A 21631-nucleotide genomic window follows, 5' to 3' on the forward strand; every position below is an offset into this window, starting at 1 on the left:
CCAGGAGGCCGCCACGGCGGCAGCGGAGTTCGAGGTCGAGCAGAACATCAAGGACGTCGAGACCAACCGTGCCAAGCTCGAGGACGGCGGCGTGGTGTTCAGTGAACTGACCCCCGCAGCGGTCAGGGAGCTGCAGGCGCAGGCCCAACGGATCTGGGAGCAGTACGCCGACGACTTCGACCCGCAGATCATGGAGCAGATCCGGTCGACCCTGGGCGCGCAGTGACGACAGCGGCGGTGCGGACCGCTGCGTCCAAAGGTGGTCTGCGCGGCTCGGTATGGCGGGTCAGCGAGGCGGTCGCGCGCGTCGAGCTCGGACTGGCGACGTTGGGCCTGATGGCGCTCGTGGTGTTGGTGCTGCTGCAGGCCGGTGCCCGGGTCGGGCTCGACCTCGGGTTGGCCTGGCCGGGTGAGGCCAGCCGGTACCTGTTCATCTGGTCCTCCTTCCTGGGAGGTGCGGCGGCGGTGCACTGGAAGGAGGAGATCCGTGTCGACGTCATGACACCGCTGGTCGAGCGGTTCGTGGCGCCGCAACGGGTTTCGGCGGTCGTTCTGCAGGTGCAGCGGGTGTCCGCGTTCGTCGGCGCCTGCTTCCTCACCTATTTCGCGGTGCTGTGCTACCAGCAGGTCGCGTTCTTGCAGGAGATCGAGAGCCGGTCACTGGTGATGGGCGTGCCGATGTGGACGGTGGCTGCCGCGCTGCTGGTCTCCTGTGCCACCGGTGCGTTCCACTACGTCGCCGTCCTGCTCAACGAGCCGCTCGCCGACGAGCTTCTCGGCAAGACCGACGACGACGGTGGCACCACCACCGCCACCGCCGAAACGGTGGCGCCATGAGCCCGATCCTGCTGCTGGTGTTCTTCGTGTTCCTGCTGATGGTGGGGTTGGCGCTGAAGGTCCCGATCGGCATCGCGATCGGCGGTGCGGCGGTGACGACGCTGTTGATCGCGGGCGCCGACATTCGCGAGACACCCCAGGTCGCGACATCGGCGCTGGACTCCTTTCCGCTGCTGGCGATTCCGGGTTTCGTCCTGGCCGGGACGCTGATGGCGCGCGGCGGGGTCTCGGAGGCCATCGTGCGGTTCGCGGCCGCGTTCGTGGGGCACGTGCGCGGCAGCATCGGGGCCATCGCCGTCACCGCCTCGGCGTTGTTCGGAACGGTCTGCGGGTCCTCGATCGCCACGATCGCGGCGGTGGGCGGGTTCATGATGCCCGAGATGGACCGGGCGGGTTACGAACGCCGCTACAGCGCGGCGCTCATCGGAGCGGCCGGCTTCATCGGGATCCTCATCCCGCCGAGCGTGCCCGGCATCCTCTACGCGGTCACCGCCGGTCTGTCGATCGCCGACGTCTGGATGTCGACCGTCGCACCGGCGCTTCTGCTGGTCGTTGTGTTCTGCACGCTCAACTACTTTCAGAGCCGGCGAGGTCAGGACCGCGCCGCGCGCCCGGCGCTGAGCGCCTATGTCGCCGGCATCGGTCAGGCGACGTGGCGGGTGTTGCCGGCAATGGTCATGCCGGTGCTGATCTTCGGCGGCATCTACGGGGGCATCTTCACCCCGACCGAGGCGGCCGGGGTCACCGCGCTGTACGGGTTGGTGGTGTCGGTGTTCGTCTACCGCGGCATCAAGGCCCGCGGACTGTGGGGTGTCTTCCGCAGCTCGGCACTGGTCAGCGCGATCCTGTCGGTGCTGATCGCGTTCGCGAGCATCGCCGGCAGGATGGTGACCAACCTGCAGATCCCGGCGTCGCTCAGCGAGTTCGTGTCGGCACACATCGGCAGCACGCTGATGTTCCTGTTGATCACCAACGTGATCCTGCTGTTCGTCGGCATGTTGCTCGAGACCAACACGAGCATCCTCGTGCTCACCCCGATCTTCGCCACGGTGGCGGCCGCGATGGGCGTCGAGCCGCTGCATTTCGCCGCGATCATGTTGCTGAACCTGGAGATCGGGATGATCACGCCGCCGTTCGCCGGCAATCTCTTCCTGTCCTGCCGGCTGGCAGGGGTGCGGCTCGATCAGGTGATCAGACCACTGCTGCCGTATTACGTTGCGTGCCTTGCGGTGTTGACGCTGACGACGCTGTGGCCGGCCTTCAGTCTGTGGTTGCCTGAGCGGTTCGGATGACCGCCGACCGCGCCGTGCTCGACGCCTTCGCACACCTGGTCGCCGCGTCGGGTCGGGTGCGTGACGCGCTGGTCACCGTCGGCGGCGACGTCGAGACGATGACGGCATGTGCGCGCCGCCTCGACGAGGTGGCGGACACGCTGCGGCAGGCGGCGATCGCGCCGGGGGCCCAGGACGTCCTCGCAACGCACAACCCGGACCCGCGATACGGCGTCCGCAGTCGTGGCCTGGTGCCCCGACACGAGGTGCACGTCGACGACGGATGGCGGTTGGTCGGCTCGACGACCGTCGAGCGGCACTTCGACGGGGTGGGCGCGGTGCACGGCGGGGCGATCGCGATGCTGTTCGACGACCTCCTCGGTCGCCTGGCGAACTCGGCGGGTCGACCCATGGCCCGAACGGCGTACTTGCACGTGAACTTTCGCGCACCGGTGCCGTGGGGCACGCCATTGACCTTCAGCTGTCGCATCGCGCAGATCACCGGCCGCAAGAGGTTCCTGGAAGGTGAGCTCACCCGTGACGGTGAGCTTCTGACGGACGTGAACGGGCTCTGGGTCGAGCTCAGACCGGCTGGCTGCGCGTCGGGGCCGCCGCTGCCCGGTAGTGCGCGATGAGTCCGGCCTTGGCGAGCTTCCCGGTGGGTGTACGCGGCAACTCGTCGACGAACTCCACCTGGCGCGGCACCTTGTACCGCGCCAGCCGGGTGGCGAGGTGGTCGATGATTCGTTGTGCCAGTTCATCTCCCGGCTGGTGACCCGGCGCGGGGATGACGAAGGCCGTCACCCGCTCGCCGAGGTCGTCGTCGGGTAGCCCGATGACCGCGACGTCGTCGACGGCCGGATGCAGGGCCAGTTCGTCCTCGATCTCCTGCGGGTAGATGTTCACCCCGCCGGAGATGATCATGAACGCGGCGCGGTCGGTGAGGTAGAGGTACCCGTCCTCGTCGACGTAGCCGATGTCACCCGGCGTGGTCCAGCTCGGATGCAGGGGATGCTGTGCCTTTTTCGTCCGGACCGGGTCGTCGTGGTAGACGAACGGCACCTCGTCCCGCGCGAAGTACACGGTGCCGGTGGCGCCCGGGGGAAGTTCTGCGCCGCTGTCGTCGCAGATCTTGATCTCGCCCAGCACGGCGCGGCCCACCGAACCCGGGTGCGCGCACCACTCGGCGCTGGAGATCATCGTCACCCCGGCGGCCTCCTGCGAGGCGTAGTACTCCTCGAGCACGGGCCCCCACCAGTCCATCATCGCGCGCTTGACTTCCACCGGGCATGGCGCCGACGCATGCACGGCGCACCGCATCGAGGAGACGTCGTAGCGTTCCCGGACCGCCGACGGCAGCTTGAGCATCCGCACGAACATCGTCGGCACCCATTGACTGTGTGTGCACCGGTGACGATCGATGGCCGCAAGGGCGGTCTCGGCGTCGAAACGTTCGAGCACCACCACGGTGCCGCCGAGAGACAGCACCACGATCGCGAACCGCAGGGGCCCGCCGTGGTAGAGCGGAGCGGGGGACAGGTAGACGGTGTGCTCGTCGAAGCCGTAGTGCGGGCCGAAGGTGGCGACCATCGGGTCACCCGGCTCGTGCACCTCGCGGTCGGGCAGCGGGGGCCGGATGCCTTTGGGAATCCCGCCGGTCGTGCCCGACGAGTAGAGCATGTCGGCGCCGCGTGGCTGGCTTTCCAACGGTTCGGTCGAGACACCGGTCAACGCCTCGTCGTAGTCGGCGCATCCCGGTACCGGGCCGCCGAACGCCAGACAGATCTCCAGCGTCGGCGTTCCGGCGGCCAGTGCCGCGGCCAACGACCCGCACGCGGCCGAGGCGATGAGTGCGCTCGGCCGGCAGTTCCGCAGCACCGCGAGCGCCTCGTCCGGGCACAGGTGGTAGTTCAGCGCCGTGATGTACAGGCCGCTGCGCACCGCCGCCCAGTACGCGATCAGGCACATCGGGTCGTTCGGTGACACCAGGACGATGCCGTCGCCCTTCCGCAGTCCCTGTTGGTGCAGAAAGCGGGCCAGCCGCGCCGATTCGCGTTCGAGTTCGGCGTAGGTCGTCACCGCACCCGAACCGTTCATCACGATGGCCGGGTGGTCGGGGCGCAGGGCCGCGTGGTGTCCGGGGTACACGATGTCCCTTCTCAGCTGCTCGCCAGGAGCGTGGCGACGGGGGTGGGCGCGAGTTCGACGTGCGCCCCGATTCGTTCGACGGCCTCGGCCACCGGGAGTGCGTCGATCACCGCGGCGCGCGAAGGCGCGAGGGCACGGGGTGTGCCCAGCAGCGTGACCGCGGCGACGTGCCCACGATCGGCGGTGATCACGACCGTGCCGGCGTCCACCGCGTCCAACGTCAGGTGGTGTCCGCCGACGTGCGGGTCACCGATCACCTGAATTCGAGTACCGGCCTGATCGGTCCACACGTATGGCGGGCCGATGGTCGGGAACTCGGTCGCCTGGTCTTCCGGCGCGTGGTCGTCTGGGCTGGGGTCGTCGACTCGGGCCGCGATGACCGCCGCGACGACTTCGGCCTGCTCGATCGCACGGGTCCAGTGCTGACAGCGTGAGCGCACGCCGGTGCCCAGATCCGTCCATGCGGCGCTGTCGCCCACGGCGTAGACCGTCGAGGTGCCGATCACCCGGCCGTCGCTGTCGCAGGCGAGGCCCTGCTCGAGGTTGACCTGCAGGAGCGGGCGCGCGGCGTCGTCGGCGTCGAGCAGCCAGTCGAGGGCCGGCCGCGCGCCGATCGCGACCAGGGCGTGGTCGGCCGACACCCGGCTGCCGTCGTCGAGTTCCAGTTCGATCCCGTCGGCACCGGTGTGCCAGGACTCCACCCACCGGCCGGTGTGGATGCGCACACCGCGTTCGCGGTGGCGGGCGGTGAGCAGCGCTCCGCCGACCGGCCCGAGTGCGCGCATGAACGCCTGCGGACCGGCCTCGACCACGTCGACGTCGAGTCCGGCATCGCGGGCGGCGGTGGCGACCTCCCCCCCGATCAGCCCCGCACCGACGATCAGCAGTGAGGATGCGGTGGTGAGCGCGGTGCGCAGGCGCAGGGCATCACCGAGGGTGCCGACCGTGTGCACGCGCGGATCGTGCGGTTCGTCGCTCAGGTGGTGCGGACGCGATCCGGTGGCGAGCACGACGAAATCCGCCTCGACGCTCTGCCCGTCGGACAGCCGCACGCCGTTCGGACTGAGACCCGTTGCGCGGCAACCAGGTCGCAGCTCGATGTCCAAGGCGGCGAGTTTCTCCGGCTGCACCAGCGTGGCCCGGGCGGGCTGCCACGTTCCGGTCAGGATCTGCTTGGTCAGCGGCGGACGGTCGTAGGGGAGGTCGGTCTCCTCACCGAGCAGCACCACCTCACCGCGGAATCCGCGACGCCGCAGCGCGACGGCGGTCCGGACACCGGCCACCCCGGCGCCGATCACCGTGACGCGCGACTGACGGGCTGTCTGAGGTCTGTCCATGTGTGAGCCCCTTCGGAATTTCGACCAGGCTGTCACTGCGGTCACGCCACTCTATGCACGAACGCACGCTCGGTCAACGCTTGGATTAGTAACAGTTTCAGTGGTTGACCGAGCGTGCGTTCGGGTGTTTTGATGGCGGTGCTTGGACAACGTTCGCCAGAAACCCCTACCCGGAGACTTCACATGACGCAGACCGGCGCCCCGCAACTGCGGGACGAGCTCGACCAGGTCAACCTCGTGGCCCCTGAGCTCGCTGCGAATCCGTTTCCGTACTTCGAGTTGCTCGTCGAGCACGCCCCCGTGCTGTGGAACAGGCGGATGAAGGCGTGGTTGCTCTCTCGCTACGACGACGTCAGCGCGGCGCTGCGGGACCAGACGTTCGGGTCCGACCGCATCGGTCCCTACCTCGCCACCCGGGTCTCACCCGGGGACCGCGAACGATTCGAGCGGATGTTCGACATCCTCGGACGGTGGATGGTCTTCCTGAGCCCGCCCGACCACACGCGTCTTCGCGGTCTCGTCCACAAATCCTTCACCCCGCGCCGGGTGCGCGCACTTCAGGGCAAGGCGGAATCGCTCGCACAGGGACTCGCCGACGACGTCAAACGCCGGTTGGACGCGGGCCAGACGGTCGACCTGATGGCGGACTTCTGCGTGCCCCTGCCCGGTCAGATGATCGCGGAGATGTTCGGCGTGCCGGTCGAGGACGGCGTCCGGCTCAAGGCATGGGCCGAGGAGCTCGGCCTGTTCATCAACGGGTCGCTCGCCGACCCCGAACGCAACGAACGTGTCGCCGTGGCGATGGCCGAGTTCGAGCGGTACCTGCTCGACCTGGTGGCCCTCTACCGTCGCGAGCCCGCCGACAACATCCTGTCGGGTCTGGTCGAAGCCAACGACGACGACGGAACACTGTCGGAGATCGAACTCATCGCGACGTGCATGCTGATTCTCGACGCCGGCTACAAGACGATCCAGAACGCGATGGCCAACGCCATCTACCAGCTGAGGTCCGCACCGGACGACTGGGCGCGGATGGGTTCCGATCCCGCCGTGGCGGTACCCGCGGTGGAGGAGTGTCTGCGTTTCCTGGGCCCCGGCAACGTGATCGTGCGGCGCGCCGCAGCCGACATCGCGCTCGGTGATCAGGTGATCGAGCAGGGCAGCCGGGTCTACCTGCTGACCGGCGCCGCCAACCGCGATCCGCGGCGCTTCGAGGATGCTCAGAGGTTCCGCATCGACCGCCGCGAGAACCCGCACCTGATGTTCGGTCAGGGCATCCACTTCTGCCTGGGCGCCTCACTGGCGCGGATGGAGTTGGTGGCGGGGCTGACGACGCTCACGCGGACCATCGAGCGGCCGGAACTGGCGGTGCCGGAAGGGGATCTGAGCTGGCATCGCATGTTGATCCTGCACGGGCTGGACCGGCTACCGGTGCGGAAGGCGGGATCGTGACCGCGGACGGTGACCTGCCCGAGGTCGAGGTCGACACGTCGACCTGCGTCGGATCCACCTGGTGCACGACCATCGCCGCGCGGGCATTCGTCATGGGCGATGACGGTAAGGCGCATGTGGCCCGCGTCGAGGACGCCAGCCTCGACGAGCTGCGGGAAGCCGAGGAGAGCTGTCCGGTGAGCGCCATCCGGGTGCTGGCACGGACCACGAACGAAGGAGCATGACGATGGTGACCTTCCCGAACCGCATCACCGGCTATGCGTCGTACGTGCCGGCGAATGTGCTGCAACGGTCAACGGTCGCAGCCGCATTGGGCACCAACGGCGGCGGACGGGGAGCCCGCGCCGTCGCCGGCTACGACGAGGACCCGATCACGATGGCGGTGGCCGCCGTGCGCCGACTGCCGTCCGCGGTCCGCACCGGGCCGCTGTACTTCGCGACGTCGTCGCCGCCGTTCCTCGACAAATCGAACGCGACCGTGGTGCACACGGCCAGCGGCGGTGACGAATGGGACCTCACGGTGGATCTCGGCGGCCTGCGCGGCGGCTTCGCCGCACTCACCACCGCCGCCGCGACCGGAGGACTGGCCGTGATGGGTGACCAGCGTTCGGGACGGGCCGGTTCCTCGGACGAGGTCGACGGCGGTGACGGCGCCGCGGCCTTTGCGTTCGGCACCGATCCCGACGGAGCCGTCGCCGAAATCATCGGCACCGCATCGGTTTCGCTCGAGCTGATGGACGTGTGGCGCATCCCCGGCGCGGCGCACGCCCAGACCTGGGAGGAGCGCTTCTCTCAGCACGTGCTGAGCGAGGCCGTGCGGCAGGCCGTCGCCGAAGTCGGCAAGGACAGCGGGTACACCGACGCCCCGACGACAACGGTGGTGGGCACCCCGAATCGGCGGTTCGCCGCCGGCACCGCCGCCTCGGTCGGATCGACCGGCGGGAGCGACGTGCACACCAGCCACCGCGACGCGATCGGATACTGCGGTGCCGCCGACATCGGGCTGCTGCTCGCGGCCGCGCTCGACTGCGCCAAGGCCGGCGACGTGATCCTGGTGCTGAGCGCCACCGGCGGCGTGGACGCGATGCTGGTGCGTGCGCTGGTCGACGGCCCCGGAACGCGTTCGCTCGACGGGCGGCGCGACATCAGCTATCCGAGCTTCCTGACCTGGCGCGGGCTGCTCGAGCGCGAACCCACCCGCAGACCCGAACGCCCCGGTGTCGCCGCCCCTCCCGCGTACCGCAACGCCGGCTGGAAATTCGGGCTCGAGGGCAGCCGGTGCCGATCGTGCGGAAAGGTGTACCTGCCCGCCCACCGCGTGTGCGGCAATTGCGGTTCGCTCGACGACACCGAGCCCTACCCGGTCGCGGATCTGACCGGCACGGTCGCCGCGTTGAGCACCGATTCGGTCTCCGACAGCCCGGCTCCGCCGGCCTTGGCGGCCGTCGTCGACTTCGACGGTGGCGGCCGGGTCCTGATGGAGGTCGCCGACGCGACGGCCGACGACCTCGCGCTCGGCGACCGCGTCGAGTTGACATTCCGGCGCACCTACCAGGTCCGCGGGACACCCAACTACTTCTGGAAGGCGCGTCCGGCCACCGGCCGGCACACCACCGAGAAAGGATCGGCACGATGAGCGGCAGCCTGCGGGACAGGATCGCGATCGTCGGGATGGGGTGCACCAAGTTCGGCGAGAACTGGGACGCCTCCGCCGACGACATGGTGATCGACGCCGCCCACGGCGCACTCGCGTCGGTGGACGGCCTGACGAAGTCCGACATCCAGGCGTTCTGGTTCTCCACCCTGGCCTCGTACCACTCCGGTCTGCCCCTGGCCAAGGCGTTGAAGGTGGAGGCGCCGGTGACCCGGGTGGAGAACTTCTGCGCGAGCGGGTCGGAGGCGTTCCGCAACGCGGCATTCGCCGTCGCGGCGGGGGTGTACGACGTCGCGATGGCCGTCGGTGTCGAAAAGCTCAAGGACAGCGGCTTTTCCGGCCTCACACTCGCCGAGGCGCCCGGCGACAACACGGCCGCGGAGGTCAGCAACCCGGCGGCGTACGCAATGCTGCCCGACGCCTACGCGCAGCATTACGGCGTCGACCGGGGCCAACTGCGCGACGCGCTGACCCACATCGCCTGGAAGAACCACAGCAACGGTGCGCTCAACGAGCTGGCGCAGTACACCTCGGTGGTGCCGAAGGAGAAGATCGACAAGGCGCCCCGGGTCGCCGGCGAGCTGAGCGTGTTCGACTGCTCGGGCGTCGCCGACGGTGCCGCAGCGGCGATCATCGTGCGCGCCGAGGACGCCTACAAGTACACCGACCGCCCGATGTTCCTGAAGGGAATGTCCCTGCACGCGGGCAGCAGCGAGGGGATGGCCACCGCCGGGCACCAGCACATCAGCTTCCCCGAGGTGATCGCCTGTGCCGCAGAGGCCTACGGGCAGGCCGGCGTCACCGACCCGGCGAGGCAGATCTCGATGGCCGAGGTCCACGACTGCTTCACGCCCACAGAGATGATCCTGATGGAGGACCTCGGTTTCTCCCGCCGGGGTGAGGCGTGGAAGGACGTGCTGTCCGGCCGCTACGACCTCACCGGTGAACTGCCGGTCAACCCGGACGGCGGGTTGAAGTCCTTCGGTCACCCGGTCGGGGCGAGCGGTCTGCGAATGATGTACGAGCTGTGGCTGCAGTTCCGCGGCGAGGCGGGACGCCGCCAACTCGACAATCCCCGGCTCGGGCTGGCGCACAACATGGGTGGCCTGCCCGGTGAGTTCATCTCGTTCATCTCGATTTTCGGGGCTACTCTCGACGACGAGCCTGCCGCCTCGACGCCCGCGGGAGCCAGCCGATGACCGAACGTCCGCCCGGCGTCCCGATGCGCGAGGTCCGCCGAGTCCTCGTGGTGGGCGCCGGCCTGATGGGCAGCGGGATCGCGCAGGTCGGTGCGCAGGCCGGCTTCGACGTCGATCTCGTCGACACCTCCGACGCCGCGCTCGCCGCCGGTGAAGCCCGGATCGCCGACAGCCTGACCCGCTTCGTCCGGTCCGGAAGGCTCTCCGAGCACGACGCCACACGGACCCGTGCCCGGGTGTCACTCGGCACCGATCTCGAAAGCGCGGCGCGCGGCGCGGACCTGGTGGTCGAGGCGATCGTCGAGGAGCTCGCACCCAAGCAGGAGCTGTTCGCCCGGCTCGGTGACTGGTGCGACCCCGACGTCGTGCTCGGCACCAACACCTCGCAGTTCCGCATCGAGAGCGTCGGCGCCAAATGCCGCAACCCCGAGCGGGTCATCGGCGTGCACTGGTCGAACCCGCCGCCACTGATGATGCTCGTCGAGATCATCCTGGCGGCCGGCACGTCGCAGTCCACCCTGGACGCCACCCAGCGCTACCTGACCGCCAACGACCGGCAATACGTGGTGTGCCGCAAGGACGTACCCGGTTTCATCTCCAACCGGATGAGCACCGCGCTGTTCATGGAGGCGGCCCGGCTCGTCGACGAGGGCATCGCGACCCCGGCTGAGATCGACGCCGTCGCACGACTCATGTACGGCCACAAGATGGGGCCCATCACCACGCTGGACCTCGCCGGTCTCGACACGGCGCTGAAGGTGGCCACCGCACTCACCGAGCACTACGGGGGCGACCGCTTCGCGCCGCCGCCGATCCTGGCCAAGCTCGTCGCCGACGGCCGGTACGGCCGCAAGTCCGGCGGCGGCTTCTACGCAGAGGAGCAGTCATGAGTGACCCGACCCAGGACCGCGTGCTGATCGCCGCGGCCGTCGAGTTCGCCGAATCGGGATACTCGGCGGCCACGGTGCGGCGCATCGCCGAGCGGTGCGGCATGTCCACGGGCAGCCTGTTCAACCGCTTCGCGAGCAAACGTGAGCTGCTGGTCGCCGCGGTCGCGGAGGGCACGCTGGGGGCCGATGCGTTGGTGCGCGCCCGGCTCGAGGGCGTCACCGATCCGCTGGAGCGGCTGCGCAACCTGGTGGTGGCCCACCTGGAGGCGCTGCACGGCGAGTTCAGCGCCTTCACCCGGGTGGCGCTGCACGAGTTCCACCTCCTCGACGACGTGGAGCGCAAGCGCGTGGTCCGCGTCCGCGACACCTACGAGAAGTTGTGGCAGAGCGTGATCGACGAGGGGGTCGAGGCGGGCCTGTTGTCCGACGACCCGTTGCTGCGCCTGTTCCTGCTGGGTGCATGCAACCACACCCTGCTGTGGTACCGGCCCGACGCGGGAATCACCCTCGACGAGTTGGGCTCTCGATTCGTCCTGCTGGCCACCCAAGGTGCTGCCGCACCCCCGTGGGCCGGACAGCGCTCGGAGTTCCGGTTGGTGGAGGGCGTCCTGTGAGCGCGTCGAACGGCAATGCCGCGCCCGGCGGGATCCGGTTGGACGGTCGGCGTGCCGTGGTCACCGGAGGCGCCAAGGGGATCGGTGCCGCGATCAGCCGCCAGTACGCCGCGGCCGGTGCGCAGGTGGCCGTCTGGGGCCGCGACCGCGTGGCACTGGAGAAGATGGCCGCCGAAGTCGGCGGGATCGCCGTCACCTGTGACGTCACCTCGACCGAGTCGGTGCGGGCCGCCGCCGCCCAAACCTACGAACAGCTCGGTGGCATCGACGTACTCGTCGCCAACGCGGGCCGGCCCGGTGAGAGCGTCCGGTACGAGGACGTCGAGGAGGCGGTCTGGGACGACGTGATCAACACGAACCTGACCGGAACGTGGCGGTGCATCCAAGCCTGCATACCGGGGTTCAAAGAACAACGACACGGCAAGATCATCATCGTCTCGTCGCTCGGCGCGGTCGCCGGGATGTCACGCGCCCCGGCGTATTCCGCGGCCAAGACCGGCCTGCTGGGATTGTCGCGCAGCACGGCGGCGGCGCTGGCCCGCTACAACGTGCAGTGCAACGCCGTGCTGCCGGGCTGGGTGGAGACCGAGATGACCGTGCCCGAGTTGGGCAACGACGAGATCCGGCCGCGTCTGATGGAACGCAGCATCGCGCGCCGGCACGCACAGCCCGACGAGATCGCCGGTGTCTGCCTGTATCTCGCGTCGTCCGCCTCGGATTTCCACACCGCCGACGCCATCCGCGTCGACGGTGGCTACCTGATGGCGGTCTGAGGCCCGGATGGAGGTCACAGAACTCCCGGTTCGGGTCGTCGCCCGCGAGGAACCCGCCGCCGGTGTGGTCGTGCTGCAACTCGCCCCGGACAACGGTGACCTGCCGCCCTGGGAGCCCGGCGCGCACGTCGACATCGTCAGCGCTGAGGGGGAGTGCCGGCAGTACTCCCTGTGCGGGACCGGCGAATCGGCGGTGTACCGCATCGCGGTGCTCGAGGAGCCGAAGGGTCGGGGTTTCTCGCGGCTCATCCACCGCGAGGCGGTGGTGGGCTCGCGGTGGCGGATGCGGGGTCCACGGTCGAACTTCGCGTTCCGACCGGCCCGGCGCTACATCTTCATCGCCGGTGGTATCGGCATCACGCCGCTGCTGCCGATGCTCGCGGCGGCCGAGGCCGCGGGCGCCGAATGGACACTGCACTACGGTGGCCGCTCCCGCGCCTCGATGGCGTTTCTCGACGAACTGGTGGTCTACGGCGACCGGGTGCGGGTGCTGCCGCAGGACGAGGTGGGTCTCCTGCCGGTCGAAACCGTGCTCGCCGAACCGGCCGACGACACGCTGATCTATTGCTGCGGACCCGAACCGCTGCTGAGGGCGGTCGAAGCAGGCAGCGGGGCCTGGCCCGCCGGCGCGCTACGGGTCGAGCGGTTCACACCCCGCGAACTGGAGGGTCCTCTCCGCGACACAGCTTTCGAGGTCGAGCTGCGCCGGTCGGGTCAGACGATCACCGTCGAACCCGGGACGAGCATCCTCGAGGCCGTCGCGAATGCCGGTGTCCCCACGCTGTCGGCATGCCAGGAGGGCACCTGCGGTACGTGTGAGACGGCGGTGCTCGACGGTGTCCCGGACCACCGGGACTCGGTGCTCGATCCCGAGGAGCGCGCGGCGGGCGACTACATGATGATCTGCATCAGCCGGTCGTGCACCGACCGCCTGGTGCTGGATCTGTAGACGCCGCACTCGGTTTCAGGTCAACGAGCGCAGGCCGGCCAAGGAGGCCGCCCAGCCCCGGGTGAGGCACCACCGGTCCGACGACGCGGTGATGATGCGGCAGCCGCTGTCGAGCCACCGCCGTGCCCCGTCGGCGATTCCGGCCACGTCGTCGAACAACACCGCCACCGTCTCCGCACCGGCGGCGGTGGCGGCGGCCGTCACCCGCGCCAGCGCGGCGACGACGTCGGGGTGGGTGACGTCGCCGTCGAGGCCCATCGCGACGGCCAGGTCGAACGGCCCCAGCACCACGGCATGCAGTCCGGTGGCGACGATGTCGTCGATGTTGTCGACCGCCTCGGGGGTCTCGATCAGTCCCCACACCATCACCTGCTCCTCGGCCCACGCCCGATAGTCGGGCCAGGGGATGGCGCCGTGCCCGGTCGCCGGCACCGTGGGGCATGCACCGCGCGTTCCCCGCGGCGCGTACCGGGCCGCCTGCACCACCCGCCGTGCGTCGTCGGCGGTGCGCAGATCGGGCACCAGGACGCCGTGGGCACCGGCGTCCAGCAGATGGCCGACCAGTTGCGGCGACGGGCCGGGGAGGCGCACCACCGGCGATGCGTCGTGGGCCCCGATCGCGCGGATCAGTGTCGCGGCCTCGGCGACCGAGTGGGACCCGTGCTGCATGTCGATGACCACGAAGTCGTAGCCGGTCGCCGCCGCGGCCTCACCCGCTTCGGCGCTGCGGGTCTGGACCCAGGTGCCCCAGGCGGGCCGGCCGCCGGCCAGCGCCGCGCGGACACGGTTGGGGGACAGTTTCGTGCGCATCGCTGCTCCTGCTCTCTGCTCAGAGGTCGACGACCCGTACGGCACCGGCGGCGACGCGGTTGTCCAGTACCGCGTGCCAGCCGCGCTGCAGCGCCGCGGGACCGGCGCTGCGTTCGATGCGGACGGACGCCGCCAGGGTGGGCAGCGCGGACCGGTAGTCGGAGGTGAACTTCTCGTGCAGCACGCCGGGGCCCCACTGCTTGCCGCGGACCTTCAAATGCTCTGGCGCGAACCAGAACTCGGGCGCGCCGGCGGCACCGTTGGGTGGAATGCCCTCGTGGTGCGTCAGGCCCACCACCACCTCGCGCAGCAGCGAGGAGCCCAGGCCGGCGCGCAGCGTGGCGCGCAGGTCCGAACTGCCGGCGAGGTCGACGTAGAGGCTGGTGCCGACCGGCGTCAGCGCGTCCAGGTCGTCGTAGGAGATCACCTCGTCGTACACGCCCAGGCCGGTGACGTAGTCGCGGTTGGCCTTCGACGTCAGCCCCACCACCCGGGGCCCACCCTGTCGGCCCGACAGCAGCAGCGCCGCACCGTAGGCGGTCTTGCTCGACGCCGACGACATCAGTACCCGGTCCACGGCCAGCGCGTCACCCGAACCGAGCCAGTCCGCGAGCGCCCACGACGTGATGAACAACGGGCGGAACACGGTTTGGAGGTCCTCGCGATCGGGTGGATACCACCCGGGGTCGTGGGTGGTGGCGAGGTAGTTGCTGTAGGACGGCGGGAGCTCACCGCGGGCGCCGCGCACATCACGGAACCGCCCCTCGGCGACCATTTCCGGCCGCACCACCGCATGCCCGGCCGACGGCACGAACCCGTACCACCGGCTTCCAGGCGCGACGCCGTCGGCCCGGCTGGCGACGACATCGGCGAACCCCCACATCGGCGACAGGCCCCACCCGGGTTCCTCGCACGGAAAAAAGTCCCAGTAGCGCAGGGTTTCGCCCAACTCGGCGTACGCCGTGGTGTTCGCGGTGATGGCGACCAGGCTGGTGCGCAGCACCGCTTCACCGTCGCCCGGTTCCGGCACCGCAGCCTCGTGCAGGCGGGTCCGGGTCGGGTCGGTGCGGTGGATGCGCAACTCCCACCCGGCGGTGGACCCGTTCATCGGGCCACCACGAAACCGGCGGCCTGCCGGTCCCAGGTCGCCGGCTGCACGCCTCGTCGCCGCAGTTCCACTTTGCGCACCTTCTGGGTCGGGGTCATGGGCAGTTCCTCCAACAGGTCGACGTACCGGGGGACCGCGAAGTACGGCATGCGGCCCTCGCAGTACCGCAACAGGTCGGCCGGATCGGGGGCCTTGCCCGGCGCGGGCACGACCGCCAGGAGCACGTCGTAGTCGCCGACGTCGGACGGCACGGCCACCGCAGCACACTGCTGGACGTCGGGATGGTCGCTCACGGCGGCCTCGATCTCGGCCGAGGAGATGTTCTCGCCGCGCACCCGGATCGAGTCGCCCATCCGGTCGGCGAAATGCAAATGGCCCGTCGCGTCGAGCGATCCGGCATCGCCGGTGTGAAACCACAGGTTTCGCCACGCCGCAACCGTCGACTCCGGGCGGTGCCAGTAGCCGCGCATGAACCCGTTCGGCACCCGGGGCCGGATCAGGATCTCGCCGACCTCGCCCGGCGGCAGTGGTTCGTCGGTCTCGGGGTCGGCGATGATCACCTCGAAGTCCGGCACCGGCCGGCCGCTGCTGCCGGGGACGACCGGCTCGTCGTGACGCCGGAACGCGACCATCCCCACGTCGGTGAGGCCGTAGCCGTCGATGCAGGTGACCCCGAAACGGCGTTCGAAGTCCCGCACGATGGCGGCCGGCGCCGGAATCGTCTGGACGATCCGCAGCGGGTTGTCGGCGTCATCGGGGCGGGCCGGCTGCCGGTGGAGGAACTCCGTCATGACCCCCAGGGTGTTGGTGATCGTCGCGCCGACCGAGCGCACCTGGTCGAGCCACCTGGAGGCGCTGAACTCCGGCCAGATCGACACCCGGCCACCCACCATCAGCGGAGCGACGACCTGCAGAACCTGTGCGTTGCTGTGAAACAGCGGCATACAGCAGAAGAAGACGTCGGCGCCGGTGGCGCCGGTCGCGTCGACGTAGTTGCGGGCGGTCACGCACCCCTGGCCGTAGGTGAACATGATGCCCTTGGCCGGCCCGGTGGTGCCCGACGTGTAGAACACCGCGCTGAGGTCACCGAGGCCGGCCGGTCGCATCCGTTCGATCGGCCGGCCCGCGGCCACCTCGGCCGCCGCGACGGTCCGGACGCCGGCCGGGAGCGCCGCCCCGTCGCAATCGTCGGTGCCGACGACGACGACCGTCTCCAGTACCTCCGGAAGGTCCACGGCCGCCAGGTGTTTCAGGTACCGGCCATCGACGACGAGGACGCGTGCACGCGCGTCGGCGAGGACGTGGCGCAGGAACTCACCGCGCAGGAAAGTGTTGACCGGTACTTCCAGCGCGCCGATCGCATTGCACGCGAACCAGGTCCGGACCAGGTCCAGGCCGTTGGGCAGCATGACGAGCACGGTGTCGCCGGGCTCGACACCGATCGCGGTGAGGCCCCCGGCCCACCGTCGTACCTCGTCGTGGACCTGACCGTAGGACAGCGCTTCCTGGTCGGTCCACTGCAGGAACGGCCGGTCTGCGTCGTGTCGGGCGCGGTGTTCGAGCGCCTCGATCAGTGAAACCGTGCGCAGGTTCACGATCGGCTCCTTCCGATGCCGCGGTGTGGTCAGGGGCGGGCTTCCTCGACGGCGGCGAGCAGGTTGTCGATCACGTCGGGCCCGAACGTGTCGCGGGCCTGGTCGTAGACCGGCTGCACACTGTCGCGCCACACGTCGAACTCTTCGTCGGTCGGCGTGATGACCTCGATGGACTGGGCGATCTCGTCGAGCGCCGCCTGGGTGCTGGCTCGCGACGCGGCCCGCTGGTCCAGGCTGGCGGCCTCGGCCTCTTCCTGCAGGACCGTCTGCTGCTCCGCCGACAGCGTGTCCCACGTGAGTTGGGAGACGCAGAACACGGCAGTCGCGTAGGTGTAGCGGGTGTCGGTGAAGTACGGCTGGACTTCGGCGAAGTTGGAGTCCCGGAAGAGGATCACACCGTTCTCCTGGCCGTCCACCGTCCCCTGCTCCAGCGCCGTGTAGAGCTCGGGGAAGGGGATGGCTGTTGCTTGCGCGCCCCAGGTGTCGAAGATGTCGATCAGAAGGTCGGAGCTGGGCACCCGGACTTTGAGGCCCGCGACGTCGGCGGGTGAGCGGACCGGCCGGACGCTGTTGCTCAGCGCGCGGAACCCGTTCTCGACGAACTCCAGGCCGTGGATGCCGTTCTGCGCCAGCGTCTCCTTGTCGAACTGGGCGATGAAGCCGTCACCGTAGAACAGCGCGTCGGCTTCCTCCTCGTTGCTGACCAGGTAGGGCAGGTTACCGAGTTGGACCCGGGTGCCGAACCCGCTCGACCCCTGGCTCAGGATGGCCGCTTCCTGGCTGCCACTGTTCAGCGCGGTCGCCATCTCCTCGTCGCTGCCGATCTGACCACCCGGGAACACGTTGACGGTGACCGAGCCGCCGGTACGCTCGCCGACCGCCTCGGCGAAGGCGTCTGCCGCGTTGTCGATCTCGGACCCGTCCGGGAACACGTGGCCGAGGTTCATGGTGACCGGAGGTCCGGCGGCAGCGCCACCGGCGTCGCCACCACCCCCGCCCCCTCCGCAGGCGGCGAGCACCAGGCTCGCGGTGGCGAGAAGTGCCGCCGTGCGGCGCGCTCCGGTGATGTTCATGTGTCATCTCCTCTGATGATTCGATCCGGGCGGGTGGGTCTGGCTGGGGTCAGCGGAAGAACAGGACCATGTCGGGGAACAGGTTGACGAGGATGAGGACCGGCACCGCCGCCAGTGCCAGGAAGACGACGGTCGGTTTGGTCATCCGCGAGAACGACGCCGAACACACCTTGGCGGCGACGAAGAGGTTGGGCGCCATCGGCGGGGTCGACAGCGAGATGCCCATGTTGACGACCATGATGACGCCGAAGTGGACGGGGTCGATCCCGAGTTGCACGGCGATCGGCACCAGCAGCGGCGCCAGGATGATGATGGTGGTGTTCTCCTCGACGAACAGCGCGACCGCGGCGATCACGATGTTCGCCAACACCAGGAATACCAATGTGTTGGAGGCGTGTTCGGCCACCCACTCTGCCAGCGTGGCGTTGACCCGTGACAGCGTGAGCCAGCGGGAGAACAGGGTGCCCGCCGCCAGGATGATCAGCAGCCCGGCGGTGGTGACGGCCGCCTCGCGCAGGGTGCGGGCGAACTGCGGCACCGTCAGCGAGCGGTAGACGACGAAACCGAGCAGAAGCGCCGCGACGCAGGAGATTGCGCCCGCTTCGGTCGGTGTGAAGACGCCGCCGTAGATACCGCCGAGCACCAGGACGGGCAGCAGCAGGGCGGGGACGGCCGGCGGGAAGGTGCGGCGAAGCCGACGTTGCGCGCGTTCGGTCGCGTCCAACTGGTTGTCGCGCAGCAGGTTCGGCATCCGTCGCGCGATGACCAGATGCACGACTGTCAGGGTCACGATCAGCAGCACGCCGGCGCTGATGCCCGCAAGGAACAGATCCCCGATGGACGTGCCGGTCGCGATTCCGTAGACGACCATCGGAATACTGGGCGGCAACAGGATTCCCAGCGTTCCCGACACCGCCGTCAGTGCACCGATGTACTGCGTGGGATATCCGTCGCGGCGCATCTCGGGGGACAGGATGGAACCCATCGCGGAGACGGTGGCGACCGACGAGCCGGAGATGGCGCCGAACACGGCGCTGGCATAGATCATCGTGAGCCCGGCGCCGCCCTTGATCCAGCCGGTGAACGAGCCGACGAACCGCACCAAGCGGGTCGACACACCGGTGTGCTTCATCAGGACACCGGCCAGCAGGAAGAAGGGCACGGCCATCAGTGGGAAGGAGTCCATGCCCGCGAACATGATGGCGGGCACCGACTGCAGACTCTGACCGAGTGAATCGAGCCCGAGGACGGAGGCCAGACCGAACGCGGCGAACACCGCCACGCCGGACAGCAGCAACAGAACAGCAAGAAGAATCGGTACGGCGATGACCATGGTTACCGTCAGGTGTTCCTTCCCGGTCTTTCGAGCTCAGGGCGTCGGTATGCGCGGCGTGGCGGGGTTCAGGTCGCCGGTGCGGTGAGACTCTCCGGCGAGTCCTCGGGGGTGGTGATGATCCGGCGCAGGAGAACGCACGCACAGACCAGGACAGCGAGTGCGGCACCGATGAAGATCGGGACTCGCGACCAGAAGATCCGCAGCCCGAGTGCCGGTGACTGTTGCTGCGAATGCCACAGTCCGGCAACGAATTCGTAGGCCAGCACCGCCAGCACCGCCAGGAAGACCAGCTCCATGAACAGGGCGAAACGCGCCAACCACTCCCGGGCACGGGCGTTGTGGATGAACTCGTTGGCCACGTCGAGCTTGATGTGGTCGGAGTACCGCGCCAACACGGGCAGCCCGAGAAAGACCATCGTGACCATGGACAGCCGCGCCAGCTCTTCGGTTCCGCCGACGAGGAAGTTCAGCCAGTACCGCGACGCCACCTGGAGTGTGGCGGCGACCAGCATCGCCAGCAGCATCATCGCGATCGTCCACCCGCAGACCAGCGCGATCGACGTGCTGATGACGTCGAGGACCCGGGCCACCCGCTGCAGACGCACCTCCCGTGTGTTCGGGCGCTCGCCGGGAAGTGAGGCGCTGACGTCGGCCGTCGCGGACTCGGTCACCGATTCGTCTCCTTCCGACGTAACGATCGCTCGGGAGCTGGTTAGTTATCCTGACCCTGTCAGACGGGATAGTGTGGTGTCAATCACGAGACGTGGGCAATTGTGGCACTGCAGTGGGCTGCCGTGCTGTTGATGGTTCCCGGGCAAAGGAAACATCCCGAGCGAGATGTGCGCTAAGGTGTTCATCTTTACCGAACATGCTAGGAGGCTCGATGTCGCAAAGCCCCGTGCGCGCCGGCGAGGGCGACCTGGCGACGGCCCTGGGCGCGCGGATCCGCGAGGCCCGGGCGACGCGCGGCCTGACCTTGCGCGAACTCGCCGCCCAACTCGGTGTCAGTCCGGCCACCATGAGCGCCGTCGAGCACGGCCGCACCGGTGTCAGCGCACTCCGCCTGACCGAGATCGCCCGCCTGCTCGAGGTGTCCACCGACGAATTGCTCTCGCCCGTCCCGATGCAGGATCGCGCACCCGACGATTCCGGCGTCGCCGACACCACCTCCGACTGGCGTCGCTATGACCCGCTGAAGCTCGACGCCCCGCTGATGGCCGCGCTGGAGGCCTTCCTCGAGGTGGGATACCACGGGTCCACGGTGCGCGACATCGCACGGCGGGCCGAACTGTCGGTGCCGGGGATCTACCACCACTACGCGAGCAAACAGGAGATGTTGCTCAAGATCCTCGACATCACCATGGCCGACCTCATGCGCCGCTGCGAGTTGGTCCTCGCCGAGGCCGATACCACCGTCGACCGGTTCAGCCTGATGATCGAGAACCTGGCGTTGTACCACACGCATCGACGAGAACTGGGCTTCATCGGCGCCAGCGAGATGCGCAGCCTGGAGGAACCCGGCCGTTCCCGGATCGTCGCCATGCGTAACGAGATTCAACACATGGTGGACACCGAGGTCGAGCGCGGACACGAGGAAGGCCTGTTCGCCGTCGACGCCCCGCACCTGGCGGCGCGAGCGGTGGTGACAATGTGCACCGGACTCGCGCAGTGGTACTCGCCGTCGGGGCCGGCCACGGCCGAACAGATCGCGCGGTGTTACGTCGGGTACGCGCTGAGTCTCGTGCGCTACCAGGGCTGACACCGTGGGTGACGCGGCGCAGGGTCGGCCGACTGATGCCGTACGCGTCGCCACCATCGCCGGGATCCTGTTCGGGTTGACCGGGTTGGGCAGTGCCGGCGTGGCGGTGACCGTGCCCGTCGTCGCCGAGTCGTTCGGTGTCTCCGTCTCCCACGGGTCGTGGATCCTGACCACCTACGCGATCACGCTCGGAGTCGCTGCCGCCGTGTACGGGCGGGCCGCCGACGCCTACGGCATCCGGCGCGCGCTTGCGGTCGGCGTCAGCCTGATGGCGCTCGGGGCCGTGCTGGCAGCGGTGTCGCCGTCCTACCCGATGCTGTTGTGCGCCCGCCTCATCCAGGGCGCCGGGGCGTCGTCGGTACCCGTTCTGGTGGTCGCGCTGATCAGCGCCCGGTTCGACGGTCCGCTTCGCGGTGTGGGGCTGTCCCGGCTCATCGGCACGGCCATCACCGTCGGCGCCTCGGGCCCACTGCTCGCCGGCTTGCTCGAGTCGGCCGCCGGCTGGCGCGTCGTGATGTGCCTTCCCGCGCTGGGCCCGTTGTTGGTGCTGGCGCTGTGGCGGGTGACCCCGACCGACCGAGTCCGGGGGAGCATGGATCTGCTCGGCGGATTCCTGGTGGTGGTGACCGCCGCAGGCGCGATCCTCACCATCCAGTCGCCGGCGTCCGGGCTGGTGCTGTGCCTCGTCGGGCTGGCGCTGCTGCTGGTCGGCGTGCCAAGCCTGGTCGCCCGTGTTCGAGTGCGCCCCACCGGGTTTGTACCGATGGCTGTGCTGCGGACCCGCGGATTGCTGCGGGTGATGGTGGCCGCCAGTGTCGTGCCGACA

The 21631-nt window shown here is 69.3% G+C and carries 22 protein-coding genes; 14 read left to right on the forward strand and 8 right to left on the reverse strand.

Features of this window, described 5'->3' with window-relative positions; translation table 11 throughout:
• From ASJ79_RS27365 to ASJ79_RS27380, 4 genes are all read left to right on the forward strand, one after another.
• On the forward strand, nucleotides 1-226 hold a 226-nt coding region (locus ASJ79_RS27365; protein WP_156448674.1), incomplete at its 5' end, for a hypothetical protein.
• Complete coding sequence (locus tag ASJ79_RS27370; protein WP_067962108.1) at nucleotides 223-837, forward strand: TRAP transporter small permease; 615 nt, start codon at nucleotides 223-225, stop codon at nucleotides 835-837. The genes ASJ79_RS27365 and ASJ79_RS27370, both read left to right, overlap by 4 nt.
• Nucleotides 834-2129, forward strand: coding sequence for a TRAP transporter large permease (locus tag ASJ79_RS27375; RefSeq protein WP_067962110.1), 1296 nt, complete (start codon nucleotides 834-836; stop codon nucleotides 2127-2129). The genes ASJ79_RS27370 and ASJ79_RS27375 overlap by 4 nt, the downstream gene beginning before the upstream one ends.
• Nucleotides 2126-2743, forward strand: coding sequence for a PaaI family thioesterase (locus ASJ79_RS27380; protein ID WP_067962112.1), 618 nt, complete (start codon nucleotides 2126-2128; stop codon nucleotides 2741-2743). Before ASJ79_RS27375 ends, ASJ79_RS27380 begins: the two co-directional genes overlap by 4 nt.
• Here ASJ79_RS27380 and ASJ79_RS27385 read toward each other — a convergent pair.
• Nucleotides 2691-4256 carry an acyl-CoA synthetase gene (locus tag ASJ79_RS27385; protein WP_067962114.1) on the reverse strand — a complete coding sequence of 522 codons (1566 nt, stop codon included), beginning with the start codon at nucleotides 4254-4256 and terminating at the stop codon, nucleotides 2691-2693. The genes ASJ79_RS27380 and ASJ79_RS27385 overlap by 53 nt on opposite strands.
• A gap of 11 nt (nucleotides 4257-4267) precedes the next feature.
• A complete protein-coding gene (locus ASJ79_RS27390; protein WP_067962116.1) occupies nucleotides 4268-5593 on the reverse strand; it encodes an NAD(P)/FAD-dependent oxidoreductase in 1326 nt (441 codons plus the stop codon).
• A 183-nt stretch (nucleotides 5594-5776) separates the two neighbouring features.
• Here ASJ79_RS27390 and ASJ79_RS27395 point away from each other — a divergent pair, with 183 nt between their 5' ends.
• From ASJ79_RS27395 to ASJ79_RS27430, 8 genes are read left to right on the forward strand one after another with little or no spacing between them, the layout of a single operon-like run.
• Nucleotides 5777-7045 carry a cytochrome P450 gene (locus ASJ79_RS27395; protein ID WP_067962118.1) on the forward strand — a complete coding sequence of 423 codons (1269 nt, stop codon included), beginning with the start codon at nucleotides 5777-5779 and terminating at the stop codon, nucleotides 7043-7045.
• On the forward strand, nucleotides 7042-7269 hold the full coding sequence (locus ASJ79_RS27400; RefSeq protein WP_197420398.1) for a ferredoxin: 228 nt from the start codon (nucleotides 7042-7044) through the stop codon (nucleotides 7267-7269). Before ASJ79_RS27395 ends, ASJ79_RS27400 begins: the two co-directional genes overlap by 4 nt.
• A gap of 2 nt (nucleotides 7270-7271) precedes the next feature.
• Entirely contained in the window at nucleotides 7272-8681 is a 1410-nt protein-coding gene (locus ASJ79_RS27405) for an OB-fold domain-containing protein (RefSeq protein ID WP_067962119.1), read from the forward strand.
• Nucleotides 8678-9898: an acetyl-CoA acetyltransferase gene (locus ASJ79_RS27410; protein WP_067962121.1), complete on the forward strand. Its 1221-nt coding sequence runs from the start codon at nucleotides 8678-8680 to the stop codon at nucleotides 9896-9898. The genes ASJ79_RS27405 and ASJ79_RS27410 overlap by 4 nt, the downstream gene beginning before the upstream one ends.
• Complete coding sequence (locus ASJ79_RS27415; protein WP_067962123.1) at nucleotides 9895-10788, forward strand: 3-hydroxyacyl-CoA dehydrogenase family protein; 894 nt, start codon at nucleotides 9895-9897, stop codon at nucleotides 10786-10788. Before ASJ79_RS27410 ends, ASJ79_RS27415 begins: the two co-directional genes overlap by 4 nt.
• Nucleotides 10785-11402 carry a TetR/AcrR family transcriptional regulator gene (locus ASJ79_RS27420; RefSeq protein WP_067962125.1) on the forward strand — a complete coding sequence of 206 codons (618 nt, stop codon included), beginning with the start codon at nucleotides 10785-10787 and terminating at the stop codon, nucleotides 11400-11402. Before ASJ79_RS27415 ends, ASJ79_RS27420 begins: the two co-directional genes overlap by 4 nt.
• Entirely contained in the window at nucleotides 11399-12175 is a 777-nt protein-coding gene (locus ASJ79_RS27425; protein WP_067962127.1) for an SDR family NAD(P)-dependent oxidoreductase, read from the forward strand. Before ASJ79_RS27420 ends, ASJ79_RS27425 begins: the two co-directional genes overlap by 4 nt.
• 7 nt (nucleotides 12176-12182) lie before the next feature.
• Nucleotides 12183-13124, forward strand: a complete 942-nt coding sequence (locus ASJ79_RS27430; RefSeq protein ID WP_067962129.1) for a PDR/VanB family oxidoreductase — start codon at nucleotides 12183-12185, stop codon at nucleotides 13122-13124.
• 15 nt (nucleotides 13125-13139) lie between these two features.
• On the opposite strand, the gene ASJ79_RS27435 is transcribed toward ASJ79_RS27430, so the two are convergent.
• From ASJ79_RS27435 to ASJ79_RS27460, 6 genes are all read right to left on the reverse strand, one after another.
• Complete coding sequence (locus tag ASJ79_RS27435) at nucleotides 13140-13934, reverse strand: HpcH/HpaI aldolase/citrate lyase family protein (protein WP_067962131.1); 795 nt, start codon at nucleotides 13932-13934, stop codon at nucleotides 13140-13142.
• Between the two features lie 19 nt (nucleotides 13935-13953).
• Nucleotides 13954-15042, reverse strand: a complete 1089-nt coding sequence (locus ASJ79_RS27440) for a DUF2855 family protein (protein ID WP_067962134.1) — start codon at nucleotides 15040-15042, stop codon at nucleotides 13954-13956.
• Complete coding sequence (locus ASJ79_RS27445) at nucleotides 15039-16637, reverse strand: AMP-binding protein (RefSeq protein WP_067962135.1); 1599 nt, start codon at nucleotides 16635-16637, stop codon at nucleotides 15039-15041. Before ASJ79_RS27445 ends, ASJ79_RS27440 begins: the two co-directional genes overlap by 4 nt.
• Before the next feature lie 29 nt (nucleotides 16638-16666).
• Nucleotides 16667-17710, reverse strand: coding sequence for a TRAP transporter substrate-binding protein (locus ASJ79_RS27450; RefSeq protein ID WP_067962137.1), 1044 nt, complete (start codon nucleotides 17708-17710; stop codon nucleotides 16667-16669).
• A gap of 49 nt (nucleotides 17711-17759) precedes the next feature.
• Nucleotides 17760-19043, reverse strand: a complete 1284-nt coding sequence (locus ASJ79_RS27455; RefSeq protein ID WP_067962139.1) for a TRAP transporter large permease — start codon at nucleotides 19041-19043, stop codon at nucleotides 17760-17762.
• A gap of 68 nt (nucleotides 19044-19111) precedes the next feature.
• A complete protein-coding gene (locus tag ASJ79_RS27460; RefSeq protein WP_067962141.1) occupies nucleotides 19112-19717 on the reverse strand; it encodes a TRAP transporter small permease in 606 nt (201 codons plus the stop codon).
• 212 nt (nucleotides 19718-19929) lie between these two features.
• On the opposite strand from ASJ79_RS27460, the gene ASJ79_RS27465 reads away from it, so the two are divergent.
• Both ASJ79_RS27465 and ASJ79_RS27470 read left to right on the forward strand, forming a co-directional pair.
• Entirely contained in the window at nucleotides 19930-20805 is an 876-nt protein-coding gene (locus ASJ79_RS27465; protein WP_067962143.1) for a TetR family transcriptional regulator, read from the forward strand.
• A gap of 4 nt (nucleotides 20806-20809) precedes the next feature.
• Nucleotides 20810-21631, forward strand: an 822-nt coding sequence (locus ASJ79_RS27470) for an MFS transporter (protein WP_156448676.1), incomplete at its 3' end; no start/stop codon positions are given.

Origin of the sequence: Mycobacterium sp. NAZ190054 (assembly GCF_001545925.1) — a bacterium.
Taxonomy (GTDB): Bacteria; Actinomycetota; Actinomycetes; order Mycobacteriales; family Mycobacteriaceae; genus Mycobacterium.

Coding starts and splice junctions, on each gene's coding strand:
- ASJ79_RS27375 (WP_067962110.1), top strand. CDS start 834: ATGAGCCCGATCCTGCTGCTGGTGTTCTTCGTGTTCCTGCTGATGGTG.
- ASJ79_RS27380 (WP_067962112.1), top strand. CDS start 2,126: ATGACCGCCGACCGCGCCGTGCTCGACGCCTTCGCACACCTGGTCGCC.
- ASJ79_RS27390 (WP_067962116.1), bottom strand. CDS start 5,593: ATGGACAGACCTCAGACAGCCCGTCAGTCGCGCGTCACGGTGATCGGC.
- ASJ79_RS27395 (WP_067962118.1), top strand. CDS start 5,777: ATGACGCAGACCGGCGCCCCGCAACTGCGGGACGAGCTCGACCAGGTC.
- ASJ79_RS27405 (WP_067962119.1), top strand. CDS start 7,272: ATGGTGACCTTCCCGAACCGCATCACCGGCTATGCGTCGTACGTGCCG.
- ASJ79_RS27410 (WP_067962121.1), top strand. CDS start 8,678: ATGAGCGGCAGCCTGCGGGACAGGATCGCGATCGTCGGGATGGGGTGC.
- ASJ79_RS27415 (WP_067962123.1), top strand. CDS start 9,895: ATGACCGAACGTCCGCCCGGCGTCCCGATGCGCGAGGTCCGCCGAGTC.
- ASJ79_RS27420 (WP_067962125.1), top strand. CDS start 10,785: ATGAGTGACCCGACCCAGGACCGCGTGCTGATCGCCGCGGCCGTCGAG.
- ASJ79_RS27430 (WP_067962129.1), top strand. CDS start 12,183: ATGGAGGTCACAGAACTCCCGGTTCGGGTCGTCGCCCGCGAGGAACCC.
- ASJ79_RS27435 (WP_067962131.1), bottom strand. CDS start 13,934: ATGCGCACGAAACTGTCCCCCAACCGTGTCCGCGCGGCGCTGGCCGGC.
- ASJ79_RS27440 (WP_067962134.1), bottom strand. CDS start 15,042: ATGAACGGGTCCACCGCCGGGTGGGAGTTGCGCATCCACCGCACCGAC.
- ASJ79_RS27450 (WP_067962137.1), bottom strand. CDS start 17,710: ATGAACATCACCGGAGCGCGCCGCACGGCGGCACTTCTCGCCACCGCG.
- ASJ79_RS27455 (WP_067962139.1), bottom strand. CDS start 19,043: ATGGTCATCGCCGTACCGATTCTTCTTGCTGTTCTGTTGCTGCTGTCC.
- ASJ79_RS27465 (WP_067962143.1), top strand. CDS start 19,930: ATGTCGCAAAGCCCCGTGCGCGCCGGCGAGGGCGACCTGGCGACGGCC.